The sequence below is a fragment of the Streptomyces sp. BBFR25 genome (assembly GCF_044590125.1).
In the GTDB taxonomy this organism is placed as follows: Bacteria; Actinomycetota; Actinomycetes; order Streptomycetales; family Streptomycetaceae; genus Streptomyces; species Streptomyces canus_D.
Window position 1 is genome coordinate 191,076 of record NZ_CP172447.1, and the last position, 19,035, is coordinate 210,110.

The 19,035-nt window shown below is 69.9% G+C and carries 17 protein-coding genes; 9 read left to right on the forward strand and 8 right to left on the reverse strand.

The features are described from left to right. Positions 1–25: 25 nt before the first annotated feature. Both ACGH52_RS00835 and ACGH52_RS00840 read right to left on the reverse strand, forming a co-directional pair. Positions 26–763 (reverse strand): SDR family NAD(P)-dependent oxidoreductase, encoded by a 738-nt coding sequence (locus ACGH52_RS00835; protein WP_399936757.1) that lies wholly within the window; start codon positions 761–763, stop codon positions 26–28. A gap of 425 nt (positions 764–1,188) precedes the next feature. Beyond that, positions 1,189–1,464 (reverse strand): SMP-30/gluconolactonase/LRE family protein, encoded by a 276-nt coding sequence (locus ACGH52_RS00840; protein ID WP_399936759.1) that lies wholly within the window; start codon positions 1,462–1,464, stop codon positions 1,189–1,191. Between the two features lie 261 nt (positions 1,465–1,725). Here ACGH52_RS00840 and ACGH52_RS00845 point away from each other — a divergent pair, with 261 nt between their 5' ends. Together ACGH52_RS00845 and ACGH52_RS00850 are read left to right on the forward strand one after the other, a co-directional pair. Next, the gene (locus ACGH52_RS00845) at positions 1,726–2,355 is read left to right on the forward strand and encodes a cysteine hydrolase family protein (RefSeq protein ID WP_399936761.1); all 630 of its coding nucleotides are present in this window, start codon (positions 1,726–1,728) and stop codon (positions 2,353–2,355) included. A 414-nt stretch (positions 2,356–2,769) separates the two neighbouring features. Further along, positions 2,770–3,684 (forward strand): MBL fold metallo-hydrolase, encoded by a 915-nt coding sequence (locus ACGH52_RS00850; RefSeq protein ID WP_399936763.1) that lies wholly within the window; start codon positions 2,770–2,772, stop codon positions 3,682–3,684. 803 nt (positions 3,685–4,487) lie between these two features. Here ACGH52_RS00850 and ACGH52_RS00855 read toward each other — a convergent pair. After that, complete coding sequence (locus ACGH52_RS00855) at positions 4,488–7,247, reverse strand: AAA family ATPase (RefSeq protein ID WP_399936765.1); 2,760 nt, start codon at positions 7,245–7,247, stop codon at positions 4,488–4,490. Positions 7,248–7,618: 371 nt separating this feature from the next. Continuing rightward, positions 7,619–8,026, reverse strand: coding sequence for a sigma factor (locus tag ACGH52_RS00860; protein WP_399936767.1), 408 nt, complete (start codon positions 8,024–8,026; stop codon positions 7,619–7,621). Between the two features lie 526 nt (positions 8,027–8,552). Here ACGH52_RS00860 and ACGH52_RS00865 point away from each other — a divergent pair. After that, a complete protein-coding gene (locus ACGH52_RS00865) occupies positions 8,553–9,464 on the forward strand; it encodes an alpha/beta fold hydrolase (protein WP_399936768.1) in 912 nt (303 codons plus the stop codon). Positions 9,465–10,019: 555 nt separating this feature from the next. Here the strand turns inward: ACGH52_RS00865 and ACGH52_RS00870 are convergent. Continuing rightward, positions 10,020–10,238: a hypothetical protein gene (locus ACGH52_RS00870; protein WP_399936770.1), complete on the reverse strand. Its 219-nt coding sequence runs from the start codon at positions 10,236–10,238 to the stop codon at positions 10,020–10,022. Positions 10,239–10,879: 641 nt separating this feature from the next. Here ACGH52_RS00870 and ACGH52_RS00875 point away from each other — a divergent pair. Continuing rightward, on the forward strand, positions 10,880–11,599 hold the full coding sequence (locus ACGH52_RS00875) for an alpha/beta fold hydrolase (RefSeq protein ID WP_399936772.1): 720 nt from the start codon (positions 10,880–10,882) through the stop codon (positions 11,597–11,599). 294 nt (positions 11,600–11,893) lie between these two features. Here ACGH52_RS00875 and ACGH52_RS00880 read toward each other — a convergent pair whose 3' ends face one another. Both ACGH52_RS00880 and ACGH52_RS00885 read right to left on the reverse strand, forming a co-directional pair. Beyond that, the gene (locus tag ACGH52_RS00880) at positions 11,894–13,444 is read right to left on the reverse strand and encodes a PTS ascorbate transporter subunit IIC (RefSeq protein WP_399936774.1); all 1,551 of its coding nucleotides are present in this window, start codon (positions 13,442–13,444) and stop codon (positions 11,894–11,896) included. 16 nt (positions 13,445–13,460) lie between these two features. Continuing rightward, the gene (locus tag ACGH52_RS00885; RefSeq protein WP_399936775.1) at positions 13,461–14,261 is read right to left on the reverse strand and encodes a PTS sugar transporter subunit IIA; all 801 of its coding nucleotides are present in this window, start codon (positions 14,259–14,261) and stop codon (positions 13,461–13,463) included. Positions 14,262–14,643: 382 nt separating this feature from the next. Between ACGH52_RS00885 and ACGH52_RS00890 the strand changes: the two genes are divergently transcribed. Next, positions 14,644–15,018: a hypothetical protein gene (locus ACGH52_RS00890; protein WP_399936777.1), complete on the forward strand. Its 375-nt coding sequence runs from the start codon at positions 14,644–14,646 to the stop codon at positions 15,016–15,018. 103 nt (positions 15,019–15,121) lie between these two features. Further along, positions 15,122–15,397: an SDR family NAD(P)-dependent oxidoreductase gene (locus tag ACGH52_RS00895; protein ID WP_399936779.1), complete on the forward strand. Its 276-nt coding sequence runs from the start codon at positions 15,122–15,124 to the stop codon at positions 15,395–15,397. Positions 15,398–15,507: 110 nt separating this feature from the next. Here ACGH52_RS00895 and ACGH52_RS00900 read toward each other — a convergent pair whose 3' ends face one another. Next, on the reverse strand, positions 15,508–16,074 hold the full coding sequence (locus ACGH52_RS00900) for a hypothetical protein (protein WP_399936780.1): 567 nt from the start codon (positions 16,072–16,074) through the stop codon (positions 15,508–15,510). Positions 16,075–16,319: 245 nt separating this feature from the next. Here ACGH52_RS00900 and ACGH52_RS00905 point away from each other — a divergent pair, with 245 nt between their 5' ends. From ACGH52_RS00905 to ACGH52_RS00915, 3 genes are all read left to right on the forward strand, one after another. Continuing rightward, positions 16,320–17,381, forward strand: a complete 1,062-nt coding sequence (locus ACGH52_RS00905) for a LacI family DNA-binding transcriptional regulator (protein WP_399936782.1) — start codon at positions 16,320–16,322, stop codon at positions 17,379–17,381. Positions 17,382–18,072: 691 nt separating this feature from the next. Beyond that, on the forward strand, positions 18,073–18,603 hold the full coding sequence (locus ACGH52_RS00910) for a ricin-type beta-trefoil lectin domain protein (protein ID WP_399936784.1): 531 nt from the start codon (positions 18,073–18,075) through the stop codon (positions 18,601–18,603). 48 nt (positions 18,604–18,651) lie between these two features. After that, positions 18,652–18,987 carry a YbaB/EbfC family nucleoid-associated protein gene (locus tag ACGH52_RS00915; RefSeq protein ID WP_361468058.1) on the forward strand — a complete coding sequence of 112 codons (336 nt, stop codon included), beginning with the start codon at positions 18,652–18,654 and terminating at the stop codon, positions 18,985–18,987. The last annotated feature ends 48 nt before the right edge of the window (positions 18,988–19,035 follow it).

Genomic DNA, 19,035 nt, shown 5'->3' on the forward strand with positions numbered 1-19,035 from the left:
CAGTGGCTTCGTGGCAGCCGGTCGATCAGCGCGCCTGGTCGGTCGGGCGCACGAGGATCTCGTTGACGGCGACGTGGTGAGGTTGGGTGACCGCGTACAGCACGGCGGCCGCGATGTCGTCGGCCCGAAGGGTCCGCATGGACTCGGCCAGCTTCTTGGCCATGGCCCTGCTGGCGGGGTTGGTGGAGTGGCTGATCAACTCGGTGGAGACGAAGCCAGGCTCGATCACGACGACGCGCACGCCCTGCTCCGTGACCTCCTGACGCAGCGCTTCCGAGAACGCGGTGATGCCGAACTTGGTCGCCGAGTAAGCGCCGGTCCCGGCCGACGATGTGCGTCCCGACGTGGAGGATATCTGCACGACAGTGCCCTTCGACTCCAGCAGGTGGGGCAGTGAGGCGTGGACCGTGTACATCGAGCCGAGCAGGTTGGTCTCGATCATGCGGGTCCACTGCGTCGTGTCCGCGTCCAGGACCAGACCGTTCAGCATGAGCCCCGCGTTGTTCACCACGACGTCCAGGGCGCCGAAACGGTCCACGGTCGCCTCGACGGCGTCCCGTACGGACTGGGGGTCGGTGACGTCCATGTCGAGCGCCAGCATCTCGCCGGGCGCTTCCTCGACCAGGCCGGCGATGCGGCCGGCCCGGCGGCCGCCGACGGCAACCTTGGCTCCCGCCTCGGACAGGGCGAGCGCGGTCGCGCGGCCGATGCCGGAGGAGGCACCTGTAACTAGGGCGACCTTGGTGTCGAGGGTGGTGCTCATATCTCCTCCGAAAGGGTGGGCCATGCGGCGACATGCCGCGTGTTTGTTGGTTGGCCGCCCGCCGTCTGACATCCCTGTCCCTGCACGGCGTAGGCATCCACGAGCCGTCCCCGCTCTCCCGGACGTCCGTCCGGCATGCACGGCAGGTGATGACAGACGGGCCGGGAACACCGCCCCGCCAGTCCGAGGGGAACGCTTCACGCTCGCATTCACTGAGACCGGAGAATGTTCGGCCTTGTGACCGGTCGTGAGATTTTTTAGCCCCCTATTACCCGCGGAGGGGGAGCCCTCAAGGCGGCACAGGCCCGGCCTGTCGTCGACGACGACTGGTCCCGCCGCGGCGGTACGTTCGGGCAGGCCACGGCATCAGGCGTGCAGCAGCGTTCTTCACGCGGCTGATCGGTGGCAGCCGCCGAGTGCGCGTGTCAGTGGTGGTGGTTGTGGGTGTGCAGGAAGGCAAGGCTGCCAGGGCTGCTGTGGTCGCTGCCGTGCGCGGTGAAGAAGGCGACGGCCCGGCGGAGGAAGGCGGGTGTGGTCGTCGACGGCGCAGTGGGTGTAGCCGAAGCCCATGCCGCTGCGGACGGCGGGATGACGGTGCCGTCGTTGTCGACGCGATAGAGGGTGCCGGCGTTCGGCGTGTTGTCGTAGGCCATGCTGCCCGCCCAGAAGCGGCCCCATGGTTCGGCGACCCCGTCGTTCATGAGCATGCTCCGCCCGGGGTGGTCCCCTCGGGTGTGACGAGCCACCGGGTGATGCCGTTGGGGTTGAGGAGGCAGACGGCCGTGCCGGCGGCCGCGATCCACGTGCCAGGGCATCCGGCGACGGGCTCTACGGCGCCCAGCGGGACGGTATGACACCGTGCGGTACCTACGAACAGCTTCGGGCGTCCGGCGTGTCACACTCCGGGGGTCTTGTCGGTCATTCGGGCAAAAGCGTCACAACAACGTCGAAAGCGCATCGCCATGACCAGCACACCGTACGAAGCGGGCCGGATCGGGCTGCTCCTCATCGACACGACGAACGAGGTCTTCCACGAGAACGGGAAGGGATACCCGTTCTACCAGGCGGAGTTCGACCGGATCGGCACCTTCCGCAACCTCAAGCGACTGCTGGCAGGGGCGCGCGAACTGGGCCTCCCGGTGTTCTTCGCCCCCATGTCATACACAGAGGAGGACTACACCACCTGGAAGCGCCCGGCCGGCATCCACCAGGTGATGTTCGAGAACCGCATGTTCGAGGAGGGCAGCTGGGGCGCGGAGTTCCACCCGGACCTCTCTCCCGCCCGGGGCGAGGTCGTCATCGCTCCGCACAAGAACATCGACGTCCTGGCCACGACCGACCTCGACGTGCAGCTCCGTCAGCACGGGGTGGAATACATCGCCGTCGCCGGGATGATCGGCACCATGTGCGTCGAGTCCACGGCCCGTAGCTGCATGGAGCGCGGCTACCACGTGACCACGTTCACCGACGCCACCGCATCGGACGCGGGGCCCGAGGCCTACGACGCGATGATCAAACGCTATCCGGCCATCTCGCATGCCGTCTACGACGTCGATCAGTACCTGAAGGCCGTCCGCGCGGCCCTCACCTGAACCACCGGGGGCCTGGGCGTCGGATCGGTTCCACGACGTACCACGACCTGGATGAGGTGCCACAAGGGATGTGTCCGGTCGTCTGTCCGACGATCGTCGGCTTCGACGACGACCCGGCCGGGGAAACGGCCCGCGTGCCCAACCGGCTCCATGGCCTGCCGGCCCAGGTCCACCACGGTTGCCGCACCCGGCCGTCCTGACGCCGCTTGAACGGTTCGGGGCACCGGCGGCATCCCGCCCATGACACCGACGTGAACATGATGTGAGTTCGTTGCGGTGGGTTTCACACATTGGTGTGGGTTGCGTGATGGGCCGTCACAAGCTTTGATCGCGAACTGTCGTGGAGAGAGTAGGACGGAGTGACCTCGTCACTTCGTCGATGGCTTCGGTCGACGCTCTCCAAAGGACGACAACATGAACCAGATCAACGTCGCACACCCGGACGCACCGATGAGGGACGAAGCAGTTCCGTCGCGCTACGCGCTGAAGGTCGGGGACATCGATGTCACAGTGATCAGCGACGGGGTGCTGGCGATCAACCCCGCGACGCTGGCCACCAACGCCGCCAAAGCCGAGCTGTCGGCCTGGCTCAGTGACAACTTCCTGCCGCCCGAGGTGATCGACTACCCGCTGAACGTGTCGGTGGTGCGGAGTGGGGACCGGACCATCCTCATCGACTCCGGGCTGGGTACGGAGTTCCCGGGCTTCCCCCGGGCCGGGCAGTTGGCCATGAGGCTGGACGCCGCCGGGATCGATCCCGCGTCCGTGACCGACGTGGTGCTCACCCACTTGCACATGGACCACATCGGGGGACTGCTCGTCGAGGGCCTGAGGGGCCGACTGCGCAAGGATCTTCGCGTCCACCTGGCCGCCGCCGAAGCCGAGTTCTGGCAAGCGCCCGACTTCTCCCGCACCGCCATGCCGGCGCCGGTGCCCGAGACTCTTGTCACGACCGCCTCGCGGTTCCTGGATGTGTACCGCGGCCAGTTGCGGCCGTTCGAGAGCGAATTCGAGGTGGCGCCGGGCGTGCTGATCGAGCGTACTGGCGGTCACACTCCTGGCCACAGCATCGTCCGCCTTGAGTCGGGCGGACAGCGCCTGACGTTCGCCGGCGACGCCGTGTTCCAGTGCGGGTTCGACCAGCCCGGCTGGTACAACGGCTTCGAACACGACCCTGAGGAATCGGCTCGGGTCCGGATGCGTCTGCTGAGCGAGATGGCGGCGAGCGGTGAGCACCTGATGGCCAGCCACCTGCCCTTCCCGTCCGTCTGCCACGTGGCGACCGCCGGCAACGCCTTCCGTTTCGTGCCGACGGTCTGGGACTACTGAGCCTCGGCGTCGCCGCCGATTCCGTCAGCTAGGTCCTGGACGGGGGCGGATGCGGGCCGGATGCGGCAAGCGCCGCAGCCTGCCCGCACCGCCGCCTGGCGGCGCGTTCGACGCCATCGCCCGGTGTCCGGTGTCCGGTGTCCGGTAATCATGCCGTGCACCTCGCGGCTCTCTGCGAGATGTCCCTACGGCTCGATAAGCACCTTGCTGAGGAGCGGACGGTGCTCCGATGCCGTCGGGTCGCCGCTGAGTACCTGAGTGACCGGGGGCGTCACCTTACGGGTCGCGTAGATGAGATTGATGCGCTCCGTCGGTGACTGCGCGGGGTAGGTTGCCCCGTCCCCCGCATGTGCAGGGACTTGGCCCATGCGTCGATGTACGCCTTCCGCAGCGGCTGTGACATTCACTGACCATGAGGATCATGAGCCGTTCAGCAGCGGCAGACCCCCTCGGGCCGGAGACCGCCTTCGGTGGCATCTCGCGACCGAAGGCCCGGGCCGGGGCCACCCACGCCCTGACACCACATCCCGTCCAGGTCGGTGGGAGCCGACGATCCGCCGCTCGGGCATGAATGACTCGACCTCGCGGAAGCTGAGAGGGGAAGCGGTGATACAGCCACGCAAGGGTGACGGCCCTCGGCCGGGTACCGGTGACCTTTGTGCGACGGCGGCGTGCTCTCCGCGCCCGGCCTCTCCGGCGTGATCAACTCGAAGATCATCCCCAGGGGTGGGCGGCAGACTTCCCCACCAGACCGGTTCCTCCGGTCACGGCCCCATGCATGTGCCTCCGTGCGGGCCTCCCGTTCAGGCGGGTGCCGTCGTCGGCCGTTCGGCGAGGACCGTGCGCAGTTGCCGTCTGGAGCTGATCCCGAGTTTGGCGAACACCTTGCGCAGGTGCCACTCGACCGTGTGCGGGCTGAGGAACAGTTGCGCACCGATCTCCGGGTTGGTCAGCCCGTCCCGGGCGAGCCCAGCGATGTGCGCCTCCTGCGGGGTCAGGGCCGCCCCGGCCGCCGTGCCACGCCGCGCCACCGTCTCTCCGGTGGCCCGCAACTCGCCGACGGCACGGGCCGCGTACCCGCTCGCGCCGAAGTCGGTGAACATGTCGTACGCCGTCCGCAGCTGTTCCCGGGCGTCGCCCCTTCGGTTCTCCCGCCGCAGCCACTCCCCGTACACGAGGTGCGCGCGGGCCAGTTCGACCCGTAGCCGGGTACGGCTCAGCCGGTCGACGGCCTCCCGATAGGACTTCTCGGCGTTTCCCTCCTTCTCCAACAACGCACGCGAACGCGCCTGCACCCCCAGCGCCCAGTTCGTCCCGGCGGCCTCCGTCGTCCCGGTGAGCCGGTCCAGGGCGTCGTGCGCAGCGTCCTGCGCACCGCTGCGCGCGCCCGCCTCCACCAGCTCGACGAGGTACCAGCCGAAGAAGCCGAAGTCCTCGTACTCGCAGGCCCGCTGGGCACCGGTGAGCGCGGCGCCGTGCCGGGACAGGCCGTTGTACAGGACGGCGGTCACGTGGTGAGCCAGCCCGAGGGCCCGTCCCTGGCCCTTGTCGGTTGCCGTCCGAACCGCCTCGTCGATCGCCTTCTTCGCTTGGTACTCGTCCTCGCGCCAGGCGACCAGCAACAGTGAGGTGTAGTCCGGCGGGGCGTTGCCGGTGGCCGTGCTCAGCGCGTCCGCCTCGTCGATCAGGGCGGACGCCTCGGCGAACTCACCGGCCTGCAGGTGCACGCCGGCCCGGTAGGTGAGCGCGACGGGGAGCGACACGAGCGCGCCGGCACCGCGGGCGAGCCGGACCGCGCTGTCCGCCAGGTTGTGCCACGCCTCGTCGTCCCACAGCTCCGGCGCGATGGGTTCGGGAGCCACGGGGCAGGCCAGCCACAGCCAGCGGGCGGTGTCCACGTGTCCGCCTCCGGCTTCCCGCTGGAAGGCCCGCAGAGCCCCCCTGAGCGGTTCCACGGCGGCGGCGTAACCGGCCGTGAACCGCGTCGAGACCCCCTCGAGGATGTGGTCCACGCGGCTGGGCGGGCCGGGCACGCGAGGAGCGGCCCGGGCGAAGTCCGCCGCCTCCCGTACGGTTGTCCCGCCGCCCAGTCGCCCGGCGTAGATGGCCGCCGCCAAGGCCTCGAGACACGTCTCGCGGGTCAGCGCCGCATCGAGCGGTGCCAGGCGGTCGGCTGCCTCCAGGAAGAGCGGGGCGGCCTCGCTGCCGCGGCTGCGGGCAAAGACGATCCGCGCGTGCAACCGCCGCACCCGGGCGGACTGGAGAGGGTCGAGGGGGCCGGCCTCCGCCGCTCTGGCCAGGTGATAGGCGGAGTCGACCGATGCCGCGTCGAATGCCGCCTCGGCGGCCGTCAGGGCACGCGCGCACCGCGTCGTACGGTCCAAGGTCAGCTCCGTGGCGCGTTCGAAGAAGGCCGCCGCCGCGGCGAGCCCGCCCCTTGCGCGTGCCCGGTCGGCGCACCTCACCAGCTCGGCGGCCACGTCCTCGTCGGGGAGCACGGTGGCCAGGGCGCGGTGCCAGGCCCGGCGGTCCGCGTCCAGCACCGGGTCGGTGGCCTCGGCCAGGGCGCGGTGGGCCTCGGTGCGGTCGTACTCGTCCGCATGGTCGTAGCAGGCCGAGCGCACGAGCGGATGGCGGAAGCGGACCCGGCCGCCGATCTCAATCAGTCCGAGCGCCAGGGCCGGTGACGCCGCGTCCATGTCGATACCGAGCTGCTCCGCTCCTCGACGCAGCAGGGTGACGTCACCGAGCGGTTCGGCCGCCGCGAGGAGCAGCAGGCGCCGCGTGGCGGGCGGCAGGGACCCGATCCGGTCACGGAAGCTCTCTTCGATGCGGCTCGCCGAAGGCTGCGACGCCCGGCGGGGGAAGCCGCCGCCCAGATCGGCCATGGTGATGCCGCGCGGCAGTTCCATCAGGGCGAGCGGATTGCCCCGTGCTTCGGCGAGGATCCGGCTGCGGACGTGCGCGTCGATCGGTCCGGGTATCACCGAGCGCAGCAGGGCCAGGGCTTCGTCCTCCGGCAGTCCTTCGAGCGTCAGCGCCGGCAGACCCTCGAGCATCCCCTCGGTGTCAGGCTCCCGCACGGCGAAGACGAGACCGACCGATTCCGCTTGCAGGCGCCGGGCGACGAACCCGAGCACCTGCACGGACGCGCGGTCGAGCCACTGTGCGTCGTCCACCAGGCAGATCAGCGGTCTCTCCCGGGCCGCCTCCGCGACCGTGTTCAGCGTCGCCAGACCAAGGAGGAACGCGTTCGGGGCGGGGCCGGCGGCGAGACCGAACGCCACGTCGAGTGCTTCGCGCTGGGGGGTGGAGAGGTGGTCGGCGTCGTCGAGCAGGGGGCCGCAGAGCTGGTGGAGTCCGGCGAACGGCAGCTCCATCTCGGCCTCGCTGCCCGCGGCACGAAGCGTGCGGCAGCCCTGCGCGTGGGCCGCCAAGTGGTCGAGGAGTGCGGTCTTGCCGATACCGGCCTCTCCCCGCACCACAAGGGCGGCGCTGCGGCCGGCCCGTACTTGCGCCGCCAGTTGTTCCACGGTCTGACGTTCACGGCTGCGACCGAGCACCACGCACCCCGCACTGGACCAGAAGGCAGTGACAGCGACGAGCCTACTCCTGCCGGTGTCGCACGTCCCGCGCTGCGGACGTCGGCACGAGCCCTCCGGAAGCCGTCACCAGCGCGTTTCCTGTCTCGCTTCGGGCGTGAGCTGCGCGCGGGCGTCCTTCCCCTACCGGGTGGTGAACCGCAGCGGGCGCCTGTTCGACGGTGTCGGGGCCACCTCGCGCAGCAGGATCCACTCCAGAATCTCCAGGTCACCGCCTCGTGCGGCGCCGAGGAACGCCTGCACGAACCGGCGGTGCGTGGCGGCGTCGACGGTCCGCCGCCGTCGTGAGGTGTCCTGGCGCTACTGGTCGCGCGACAGCGGTGTCAGTGTCTTCAGCAACCGTGCTCCCGCCCACTCCAGCGCGTTCTGCCCCTCGACCACCACGTCCGGCTCGGTCTCGTCGTCGTCCGCCGGTTCCGGCAGGTAGGGGTGGCGCGGTATTCCCGGCGCCGGCGAGCGCAGTGGAGGACGTTGACGGCCACCCGGACGGTCATCGTCCGTAGCAGGGCCGCGCGGCTGTGCACGGCCCGAGGGTCGGCGCGCTGCAGGCGCAGCCACAGCTCCTGGAGCGTGTCCTCCGCCTCGCCGGCGTTGCCGAGGACCTGGTGGGCGATCTTGAGGAGAGCGGGCCGAGCACGCCGGAGCACCGACGCGGCCTCGTCCAGGTCGTCCATGGCCGGGGATGCCGCCCGACCGTCCGGCACCGCGCGGTGTCCGGCTTCCATCCTGTTCGTGTTCACCGTCGTCCTCCGCTCGGTGGGGCAACGGCCCCAGTCGGCCGCTGCATCCGACCTCGCGCGCCGACCCTGTGACCGCGCCAGGGGAAGTCCGTGGCAACTGGGTGGTGGCCCCCCGGTGGGCCGTAGGGGATGCGTTGCCCCCGTCGGCGGACGCGCCGGTTTCACATGGGCGGGCAGGACGGCCGAGAGAGGGATCAGAACAGAAGCCCTCCGACGGCGGCCGGGTCCGACGGTGTCGGCGAGGTGCTTCGTCACCGTGCGGGCCGCACGCCCCTGCTCGTCGGGGCGCCCAGGCTCGATCTCCCTCCCCTGTTCCTGAGGCCGATCTCCTTGTCACACTTCTGACGGGTATGCGGTCTGTGATCCGTAACCTCCCTGGTCCCGAGGAGCCCTCGGATCAATGTCATCAAGTGGCAGCCCGCCGACGACCGGCTGCGCGGTGAGGTTTCCGGCCCGTCCGGCCCCCTGACGCGGAGCACAGAGGATCACCATGCAAGAACGCCAGACACTGACCCCCATCCGGCGCGTGCGAACGGACGTCCTGGACGTCGCCTATCACGAAGCGGGCCCCGAGGACGGTGACACCGTCCTGCTCCTGCACGGCTTCCCCTACGACGTCCACAGCTACGTGGACGTGGCCCCGCTGCTGGCCGACCACGGTTTCCACGTCGTGGTCCCCTACCTGCGGGGCCACGGACCCACGGCCTTCCGGTCGCCGTCGACTCCCCGTTCCGGTCAACAGGCAGCGCTCGGCGCCGACGTCATCGCCCTCATGGACGCATTGGGCGTCGAACGGGCCTATCTCGCGGGCTACGACTGGGGAGGCCGCGCCGCATGCGTCACGGCGGCCCTGTGGCCCGAGCGCGTCCTCGGCCTGGTCTCGGTGAACGGCTATCTCATTCAGGACATCGGCGCCGCGACGCGGCCTCTCCCGCCCGAACGCGAGGTGGGCTTCTGGTACTTCTACTACTTCCTCACCGAACGGGGCCGTACCGGTCTGGCCGCCGACCCCCGGGAGGTCGCTCGGGTCATCTGGGAACGCAACTCCCCCGAGTGGGCCTTCCACGCGCGCGACCTGGATCGGACCGCGAGGGCCTTCGCCAACCCCGACTACACCGACGTCGTGGTCCACTCCTACCGGCACCGACTGGGCTTCGCGCCCGGCGCCGATGCGTACGCGCAGCTCGAAGCACGTCTCGCCGGCCTCCCACCGGTTCCCGTGCCGACGATCACCCTCGACGGCTTGGCCGACGGCAACTTCCCGGCCACGGAGGGCTCCGCGACGGCCCGGTACTTCACCGGGCCCCGACTGCACCGCAAGGTGGCCGGCGCCGGTCACAACCTCCCACAGGAACGTCCCGAGGCGTTCGCGGCGGCCGTGTGCGACGTGCGCGTACTGCGGCAGGAGAACACCGGGCCGGGCCGGGCCGCCGGGTGACGTCAGCACCGGCATGCCCAGCGAGTGCTGCTCCCGGTGGTAGGAGCGCGACCACCGCTGCGGGGAACGGGGACGCGCCCCTGCCTTCCGCGACCAGCACGTGGTGGGGCCGGTCGGAACCAGGGCATGTGACACGACCGGCGCGGTGGCGTGCGCGGCAGCCGGAGGCGAAGCCGGAGTCCAGGCGTCTGGTGGGGCGCGGGTTCCGTGGGCTGATCCGACGGCGCCGTTTCTGGTCTACCCCTTGGATTGGTTACCGTCCCTCTTGAGAGACACGGGGCGTTTGCAGTGCCGACCGGCGGATCGCCTCACTCGTGCTGTCGTGCGGGCGAAGCGGTCGCTCGGGGGGTGGGTGAGTCCGGCCTCCGCCCTTTCTTTCTCCCAGTGCACACCCTGCGTCCTCCTGCGGCGCCCTTGGAATGCCGTGGGCCGATGCGTGAGGCCCCCTGGCGGATCCGTGGCCCCGGGGTGGGCCGGCCGTGGCGGTTCCGTGGCCCCGGGGGCGGACCGGCCGGAGGGAGTGGGCTGCGGGCCCGGAACCGTCGCGGCCGTCGGTCAGTGCTCTTCGGGACGGACGATCCGCAGGGCCGGGCGGCCCCGCCCGCTCGACGTGGTGCCGGTGCCGTCCGGCCCGTACGTCGGAAGCGCCTTGAGATACACGTTCCAGGTGCCCTCGCCGTCTGTGCCGTACCGGTACTCGCGTCCCGGGTCGTGGGCCCGGTAGGCCGCCAGCGCGGTGAGACACTGGGCCCGGCTGAGGAAGGGACCGCCCACGTGCTGCCAACCCGGTCCCGGTGTGATGCTGCCGACCGAGGCTTCCGAGCGCGGTGCCCGGCCCCTCACAGTCGCGCGGAGAGCCATCGCAGCTCGGTGTGCCGCGCGCGCCATCCCTGACGCACGGGAAACCAGGAGAGTCAAACGCACAGTGTCACCTGTCCCACTCGGAGTCACTGTACGGACCGATCAAGGGCCTCGTCTGTGACAAGGTCCCGCCGAATCTCGAGGTGCCGGAAGGCGCGGTCGGCACAGCAACACCTTTGACGGCCCGAGACAGGGGCGTGTCCAGTGGTACGGACGCCATCCGTGCGGCGTTCTTCCCCACCGCGGACACCGCGGCGCTTGAGCCGCCACCTTGTAGAGGAAGGGGTCGGCGGAGTCGCTCGGCCATCAGGCAGACCGGGCCGGACGTGGCCGGCCGGGCGCTCAACCTCCGGCTGCGACGGTGTATCCAACGCGCGAGGATCCAGGCTCCCAGTGGCGGCCGTGTGCCCGCGGACATCTCCGGTAGCGGGGTGCGTCACACATCACACCTCCGTGCGGTCACATGGAGTGAAGAGGATATTCCGGAACATTCACCCGAGAGGGCGCGCCATGAGTGGCACGGTCCTCGCGCGGACAATGGAAAGGTCAATCCGATGACATCAGGGAAGCCCACCGTCGTACTCGTCCACGGCGCCTTCGCGGACTCGTCCAGTTGGAACGGCGTGGTGGAAAGGCTCCAGTCCCATGACTACAAGGTGGTGTCCGCAAGCAATCCGCTGCGCGGCCTGACCAGCGACGCCGCGTACGTGAGGGAACTCGTGGCCGGTATTGACGGCCCCGTGGTCCTGGCGGGCCACTCCTACGGCGGCTCGGTCATGAGCGTCGCCGCGAAGGGACTGGACAACGTCAGGGCGCTCGTCTTCGCCGCGGCCTTCCTGCCCGAAGTGGGCGAGAGCGCCGTCACACTGTCCGGCAAGTTCCCCGGCAGCACACTCGCGGACGTGCTCCGCCCGGTGCCTGTCACGCTGCTCGACGGAAGCCAGGCCGCGGACCTCTACATCGAGCAGAGCGCGTTCCATCAGCAGTTCGCCGCTGACGTCCCCGCGGAGACCACCGCGGTCATGGCAGCCATCCAGCGGCCCGTGACCGATGCCGCGCTGGGGGAGGGCGCCTCGGCCGCGGCGTGGAAGGACATCGCCTCGTGGGTTCTCGTGGCCACCGAGGACCGCAACATCCCGGCGCAGACCCAGATCTTCATGGCTGAACGCGCGAAGGCCACGGTCATGAGCCTCACCTCCTCGCACGCGGTCAGCGTCTCGCGTCCCGGCGATGTCGCGCGCCTCATCAACGAGGCGGCACAGGCCACCGCCTGAGTGTCCGACGCTCACACAGAGCACCGTCGGGCGGCCGGGAGAGCCCCCGGCCGCCCGACGGGCGAAACGATGAGTAATGGGGTTACTCAGCGGCTGGAGACCATCCGCTCGACGTGTCCGAGGCGCCGCTTGCGGTCCGAAGGACGCCGGATACGTCACACCACATCGCATTGCTCGACGGCCAGCCGCTGACACGCGGCTGGCCGTCCCGCGTTCCCGGAGCCGGCAGTGCTGACTGTCCGCCGAGTACGACCGCCGCCCGCCGCCCGCCGCCGCCGGAGCGACAACGACCGCTCAGGGAGCGGGCGGTGGGGTGGGAGCGCCGCGTGGTGGGGCGATCTTCGCGTACGTCGCCCTCCCCGCAGCCTGCGCGGGAACGACGGCGGCCGCTTCCGCGGGGGCGGCGGTGATGCCACCGCCCGGGATCCAGCCGCGGTCCACGACCTTCGTCTGCATGATCCAGGCACCGGCCAGGATGATCAGACCGAAGATCAGCATGCCGATCAGACCCACCGTTCCGTCGAGCTTGCCGATGCTGCCGAGCACGGCACCGAACCAGCCGAAGTCGGCGTCGCCGAAGGTCGTGTTGGCCTCTCCGAACGAGCCGAGCGCCTTGAGCAGGATCGCCGGCAGGAACGTGATCAGCAGACCGTTGAGGAAGGAGCCCACCGCGGCGCCGCGACGTCCGCCGGTGGCGTTGCCGTAGACACCGGCCGCGCCACCGGTGAAGAAGTGCGGCACGAGGCCGGGCAGCACCAGGGCCAGCCCGAATGCCGGGTTGAACACCCAAATAAGCGCCGCCAGACCCGTCAGGCCGCCCAGGAAGCTGAAGATGAACCCGATCAGTACGGCGTTCTGCGCGTACGGGAAGACGATCGGGGCGTCCAGGGCCGGCTTGGCACCGGGCACCACTCGGCTGGCGATGCCCTGGAAGGCGGGCACCAGTTCACCGAGGATGGTGCGGACACCGAAGAGGATGACCGCGACGCCGATACCGAACTGCAGGCCCTGCATCACCGACTGCATGATGTAGTTGCCCACGTTGGCCGCAGGGTCACCGCCGCTTCCGGCGAACGCCTTGAACGCCGCGTCCTGGCCGACCTTGGCCAGGAACAGCAGGGACATCACCAGGTAGATGAGGACCATCGACAGAGCGGTGGCGACCATGGAGTCACGCAGGAAGCGCAGCCCCTCGGGCAGCTTCATCTCCTCAGTGCTGCGGCTGTTCTTGCCCACGAGCTGCCCCGTGGCGCCCGACACGATGTAGCCGGCGGTGCCGAAGTGGCCGATGGCCAACGTGTCGTTGCCGGTGACCTTCTTCGTCCAGGGATGTGCGAAGGCCGGGAGAGCGACCAGCAGGATGCCCAGCAGCACGCCGCCGCCGAGCACCACCGCGACCGAGCCCTGTCCGGCGGTGGCCATGACGATGGTCAGCAGCGTCGCCATGAACAGCATGTGGTGGCCGGTGAGGAACACGTAGCGCAGCGGCGTGAACCGGGCCAGCGCCAGGCTGACCAGGAATCCGAGGATCATCAGCCAGGCGACCCGGGCACCGAACTCGCTCTGCGCGATGCCGACGATGGCCTCGTTGGTCGGAATCACCCCGTGGGTGCCGGTGGTGCCCTGGATCATCCGGCCCAGCGGATCCAGGGACGAGCTGACCAGCCCCGCGCCTGCCCCGACCAGCAGCAGGCCCAGGGTGGCCTTGATGGCACCGCCGACCGTCTGCCCGACGGACTTCTTCAGAGCGGCCAGCCCCAGCGCGGTGATGATGCCGATCAGGTAGGCGGGCTGGCTGAGTATCTCGTTGACGAGAAACTTCGCTATGTCTATGACCCAGTCCATGACAGGTTCTCTCTCGTCACACGTCGTAGGTGTCGCGCAGGACGGCGTCGACCTCGGTGGTGCTGCTGAAATCGCGGACGACCTTCACGGGGATGCCGACGTCACCCAGCGTTCTGGCTATCTCCTGAGAGGTGAGGATGGCGACGGCTTCCGACGCCTTCCCCTTGGCGGAGATGGTGTCGGTGGCCTCCACCGACACCTGACGGGACCAGCCCCAGCGGTCGAGCACCTGCTCCAGGGTGTTCTTCAGGAACAGGCTGGTTCCCACGCCGTTGCCGCAGACGGTGAGGATCTTGTGCTCCGAAGGGGCCGGAGGAGCCTCCTTGGCCGCGGCAGTCCGCGAGCCTGTCTGGCCGTCGGCGCCGCTGGGCTCACCCTCGAGCACCCGCAGCACTTCCGCGGGGCTCGTCGCCTGCTGAAGGGCGCGGACGTTGTCGCCGTCGGCGAGTATCTTCGCCAGAGCCGCAAGCGCCGCCGTGTGTGCCTGGGAGTCGACGGCGGCCAGCCCCACGACGAGTTGCACCGGATCATTGGTCTCGTGGCCGAAGGCCACGGGGGAGGCCAGCCTCACCCAGGACATGCCGGTCTTCAGCACCGCCTCGAAGGGACGGGTGTGGGCCAGAGCGAACCCCGGGGCGATGACGATGTAGGGGCCGTTCTCCTCGACGTTCCGTACCATCGCCTCGGTGTACTCGGCCGTACTGATGCCCTCGTCGACCAGCACCTGCCCGGACGCGCGAACGGCGGACCTCCAGTCCTCCGCCTCTACATCGAGCCGGATGCCGTCGGCCGACAGAAGGTCGGTGAGTGCGCTCATGACAGTGAACCTCCTTCGTGGGCGTAAGTCGGTCGGTCCCAGCTCATGACTGTTCCGCCGTTACACCCCTTCTTGACCATCCGTGACCTGATATGTGACGCCGCTAAGGTGTGAGGTGCGTCTCGCCGTCCGGAACAGGAAACGGTCGACGACCAGGAAGGGACGCGCCGTCGAGATGCCTGGTGATCTCGAACTTCGCACCTATGCCATCACCGGGAGCGACTCCGGTCAGTCGTCCGCGTCCGCCCGGGCGAAAGCTCCGTCCCCATCGGCCGTCTCGGCCCGGGCAAAGGCGGGCGAGGCGCCTGCGGAAGCGCCAAAAGCGTCCCCGTCGCCCGCCCCGACGCGGAAACCGTTCGTTCTCGAACCGGCTCTGGCGCCCGTGACCGCGCTCTTCGGCGACAACCGGATGTCCGTGGCGATACTGGACGTCGACAGCGGTGCCATGGCGACGTACGGACACGACGCCTTCGACACCGCCGGCATCGTGAAGGCGGACATCCTGGCGACCCTGCTGCTTCAAGCGCAGGACCAGGGGCGGAGGTTGAGCACCGAGGAGCGCGCCCAGTCCGCTGCCATGATCCAGAAGAGCGACAACGAATCGACCAGCACCGTCTGGGGCATCACCCAGACCACAGCGGAAGATCAGATACCCCCGTTCCAGTCCGTTTTCGGCGACAAGCCGCCCCTGAGCGAGGCGTCGCGTGCGTCAGCTACCGCGTTCTCCCGGAAGCTCGGGGAGAAGTCCACCACCTGACGCCCCGGCCCGAACCGGGACCGTGTCGACGCCTCGACGGGATCGGAGGCAGGCCGCTGCCCGGCTTGAGTCTCCCCCCGGGAGAGGGCCCACGCTGGCGGACATGAACAGCAATGATCTCGACGAACGCGTCGCCGTGGTGGCGGGCGGCAGCAAGGGAGCCGGGCTGGCGACGGCACGGCTGCTGCGGGAGGCGGGGGCGAGGGTCGTCTCCATCGCCCGCACGGCTCCGGAGACGGCCGACGTGGCCTTCGTGCCCGCCGACCTGAGCACATTCGAGGGCGTCAAGGCGTCGTCCGAGGCCGTGGCCGGGCTGGTAGGCGTGCCGGACATCCTGGTGCACGTCGTGGGCGGCTCCCGCTCTCCGGCCGGTGGCTGAACGCCGCGTGTGACGGCTGCAGAGGCCCGCCGGACGGAGTCCGGGGTCGCTGCATCCGGCCCGGGCAGGGCCCTCTCTCGGGGCGCTCGCGGCCGCCGCTCCGGAAGTCCTCAGGGGGCGTGGACCCGGGCTGTGACGAACGCGGCGATCTCCGCCACGTGGGGGAATTCGGGCTCGAGCCGAAGGCGGCCGAAGGGGCCCGGATCCGCTGCGGGCTGGACCTCCAGCCTGTGGGTCCGCTTGAACTCCTTGCCGTACTGATCCCGCACCGACGTCACGGTGTGCCACGCGCCTGCGATCTCGTCCCAGGCCAGGACCACGGGGACACCACCCTCCGAAAGCCATGCGAGCCCTTCCTCCCACACCACGACCCAGGTGGCCGGGTGCTGGAGGCCGGGTCGACAGGCCCACGCGAGCCACAGTGTCAGGAGGGTCATGACGTAGCCGAACGACAGGGCCATGACGCCCTGCAACGGCACTTCGGGCCACAAGGAGACCATCAGCCAGGTCGTCAGGCCACCGATGACGAGCGCGAAGCCGAGCGCAACGGTCAGCGCGAACCAGGACCCACCGCGTCTTCGTCCCCCGACGCTGTAGCGCGCATCCCCCCAGCCGGTTCCCGCGATCGCTTCCCGGAACGCTGCCAGCACCTGATCGGAGAACTCCACCCGCTCCATCTCGCTCCTTCGTCGAGCAGCCGACCCAACTGATCAGTGGGTCATGGGATTTGAGGTCTGTGCCGACGTCAGTATGCAGCTACCCAAACGTTTGCGCCAAACGTTTGGGTAGATTCGGTCCGGCCTTCGGCAGCCGACGCGCGCAGACTCCCTCCCCCGTGGCGGACCGTGCCTCACGGGCCTGCGCGACAATGGGTTCCACCGCAGGCACGGGTGGGCTATTGAACGAAGGGCGGGGTGCGGTCATGACGGGCGAAGGTCCAGTGACGCTCCAGGGCATCGCCGAGCGGCTCGGCTTGCACGTGTCGACCGTCTCGCGGGTGCTCAACGGGTCGCGCGACGACGGTACGCGCGCCGCGTCGGGCACCACGGCCCGACGCATCCGGGAACTCGCGGACGAACTGGGGTATCGGCCCAATCCGTTGGCGAAGGGTCTGCGCACCCGCCGGAGCAATCTCATCGGTGTCCTCGTGCCGAGACTGTCCGAGATCGCGATGGCCACGATCTACGAAGGAGCCGAGCAGGCCGCTTCGGCACACGGACTGTCGGCCTTCGTCACGAACACACACGACGATCCGGACCTCCAGCGAGAGCGGATCGCCATGGTGCTGGCCCGCCGCGTGGACGGCCTGGTCATCGGTGACGCGCACCTGGACGGCGCGGCCCTCGCCCTGCCGGCCTTGCGCGCCACGCCCTTCGTCCTCGTCAATCGCCGGACCGACGCCGGCCACACCTCCGTCACGTGCGACGACCGGCTGGGCGGTCGGCTCGTCGCGGAGCACTTGCTCAGCCTGGGCCACACCTCCGTCGGCGTCATCGCCGGAGAACCCTTCGCCAGCACCGGAACCGACCGGTCCCAGGGGTTCGTCGACTACTACCGGGACGCGGGAGTGCCCCTGCCGGCCCGGCGTGTCGTGCACTCGGCCTTCGACACGGCCGGCGGACGCCGTGCCGCGCTCCGTCTGCTGTCCGCGTCACACGACCGGCCGACGGCCCTCTTCGCCGTGAACGACTTCGCGGCCATTGGAGCCGCGGGTGCCGCCCGCGACCTCGGGCTTCGCCTCGGACGCGACCTCGCGCTGGCCGGCTACAACGACACGCCCCTGGCCGCCGAACTCCCCGTCCCGCTCACCAGCGTCCACTCCCCCATGGCCGAGCAGGGACACCGGGCGGTCGAACTGCTGATCCGGCGCATGGCGGGTCAGGAGGTCGGCTCCGAGAGGCTCACACCGCATCTGGTGGTACGGGAGTCCACGGGTGCACACACGCCCACACCTCCCGCCCGGCGGCGGCAAGCACCCGAGTGATCAGCCGTCCGGCGGATCACCCACCCGACACCATGGCACCGCACGGGGACGAACGGCACAACACTCGCTGAATACCGTTGTGATCGCCCCACTGGGTGCACGGGCGGCCCACGCGCCCGAAGAGGGCGCCGACCCGGGGCACGGGCGTTTGCCCAGTGACTGAAGACCGCGTCACACCGTGTGCATCGTGTGGCTCCGGAGCGCTAAGCTACGCTGCGACAGTCGGCTCATCATCTTTCCATGACCGCTCCGTGGTTTCCGAGTTCCCAGGAGACTGAGTGCCTCCCCAGCCCAAGCCGCAGGACCCCTCGCTCCTCGACGGGGCCTCCTCGCGCTTCGCCGACGCGTTCGTCCGGCGCACGACGAAGTCCTCGCAAGGCACCAACCCACGCCCCCGGCCGTGGAAGTGGCTGGTCGCCGCAGGAGCCCTCACCGCGGTAGCGGTCCTGGTCGTCTTCGCCGTCGCCAACCTCCCGTCCGACCCGGCCGCCAAGAAGAAGACCGCAGCGGCCGACGTCCTCTCACCGGCCGCCTCGACTCCCGCACCGCACAACACCGCGTCCGCGCCGGGCAAGTCGGACGGTGGCAGGGCTGCCGCGCCCGGCACCGGCGGTGCGGGCGGAGGCGGCTCCTACGGCCTGCCGGTCACGAAGGGATCCGGGGGCACCGGTGGCGACGTCGCGGACCCGCCTTGGAAGCCGCGGACCCGCCGTCGTCCCCGGCCGGCACCCGTCCCGCCTCCGGATCGGGTTCGGCCTCGGGCGGCTCCAACGGTGGTTCGTCCTCGGGCGATTCGACCGACACGACCCAGCAGAACAGCACCCAGCGGGATCAGGACGTGGCGCCGGGCGTCTCCGTCTACAGCCACGACAGCGGTCGCTGCATCTCCGCGCCGGCCGCCAAGGACGGCACCCGCCTGCAGATCTGGGACTGCGACGGCAGCTCCTCCCAGAAGATCGACTTCCGCTCCGACGGCACGGCCCGGATGTACGGCCTCTGCATGGACCTGGCGGGCGCCTCCGACGGCAGCGGCACCCCCGTCCAGCTCGCCCGGTGCAATGGCGGCTGGGCCCAGAAGTTCAAGGTGAACAAGTCTCACGACCTGGTGAACACCGTGATCGGCAAGTGCGTGGACATCACCGACAAGCGCACCGCCAACGGCACAAAACTCCAGCTCTGGACCTGCTACGGCACCGACAACCAGAAGTGGAGCAAGCGCTGACCCGGCGCCCCACCCCCTGTCCGGCCTTCATACGATCGGAACGCAGACGTGAACCTCGACGGCGGCCCCGGCCTTCAGAGACTCCTCGACAACACCCGGCAGCTCCAGCAGGACCTGGCCCGTGCCCAGGAGGAGTTCAGCGCGCTGACCGTGCAGGGCACGGCAGGGGGCGGCGCGGTGAAGGCCACGGTCGACAGCAACGGCGTCCTCACCGACCTGCGGATCACCCCGGCCGTGGCCACCCCGGACAACGCCCAGGGCCTGGCCGACCTGGTCCTGGCCGCCGTACGGGAGGCCCAGCGGGCGCTGGCGGTGCGGCACGAGGAGCACTTCGTGCCGCTGCTGAAGTCACTCGACTCTCAGCTCGGCAACTTCCCCGGCTGATCGGCCGCGACCTCGCACGGCAGCGCGTCACCACGACGCCGGGGTTGC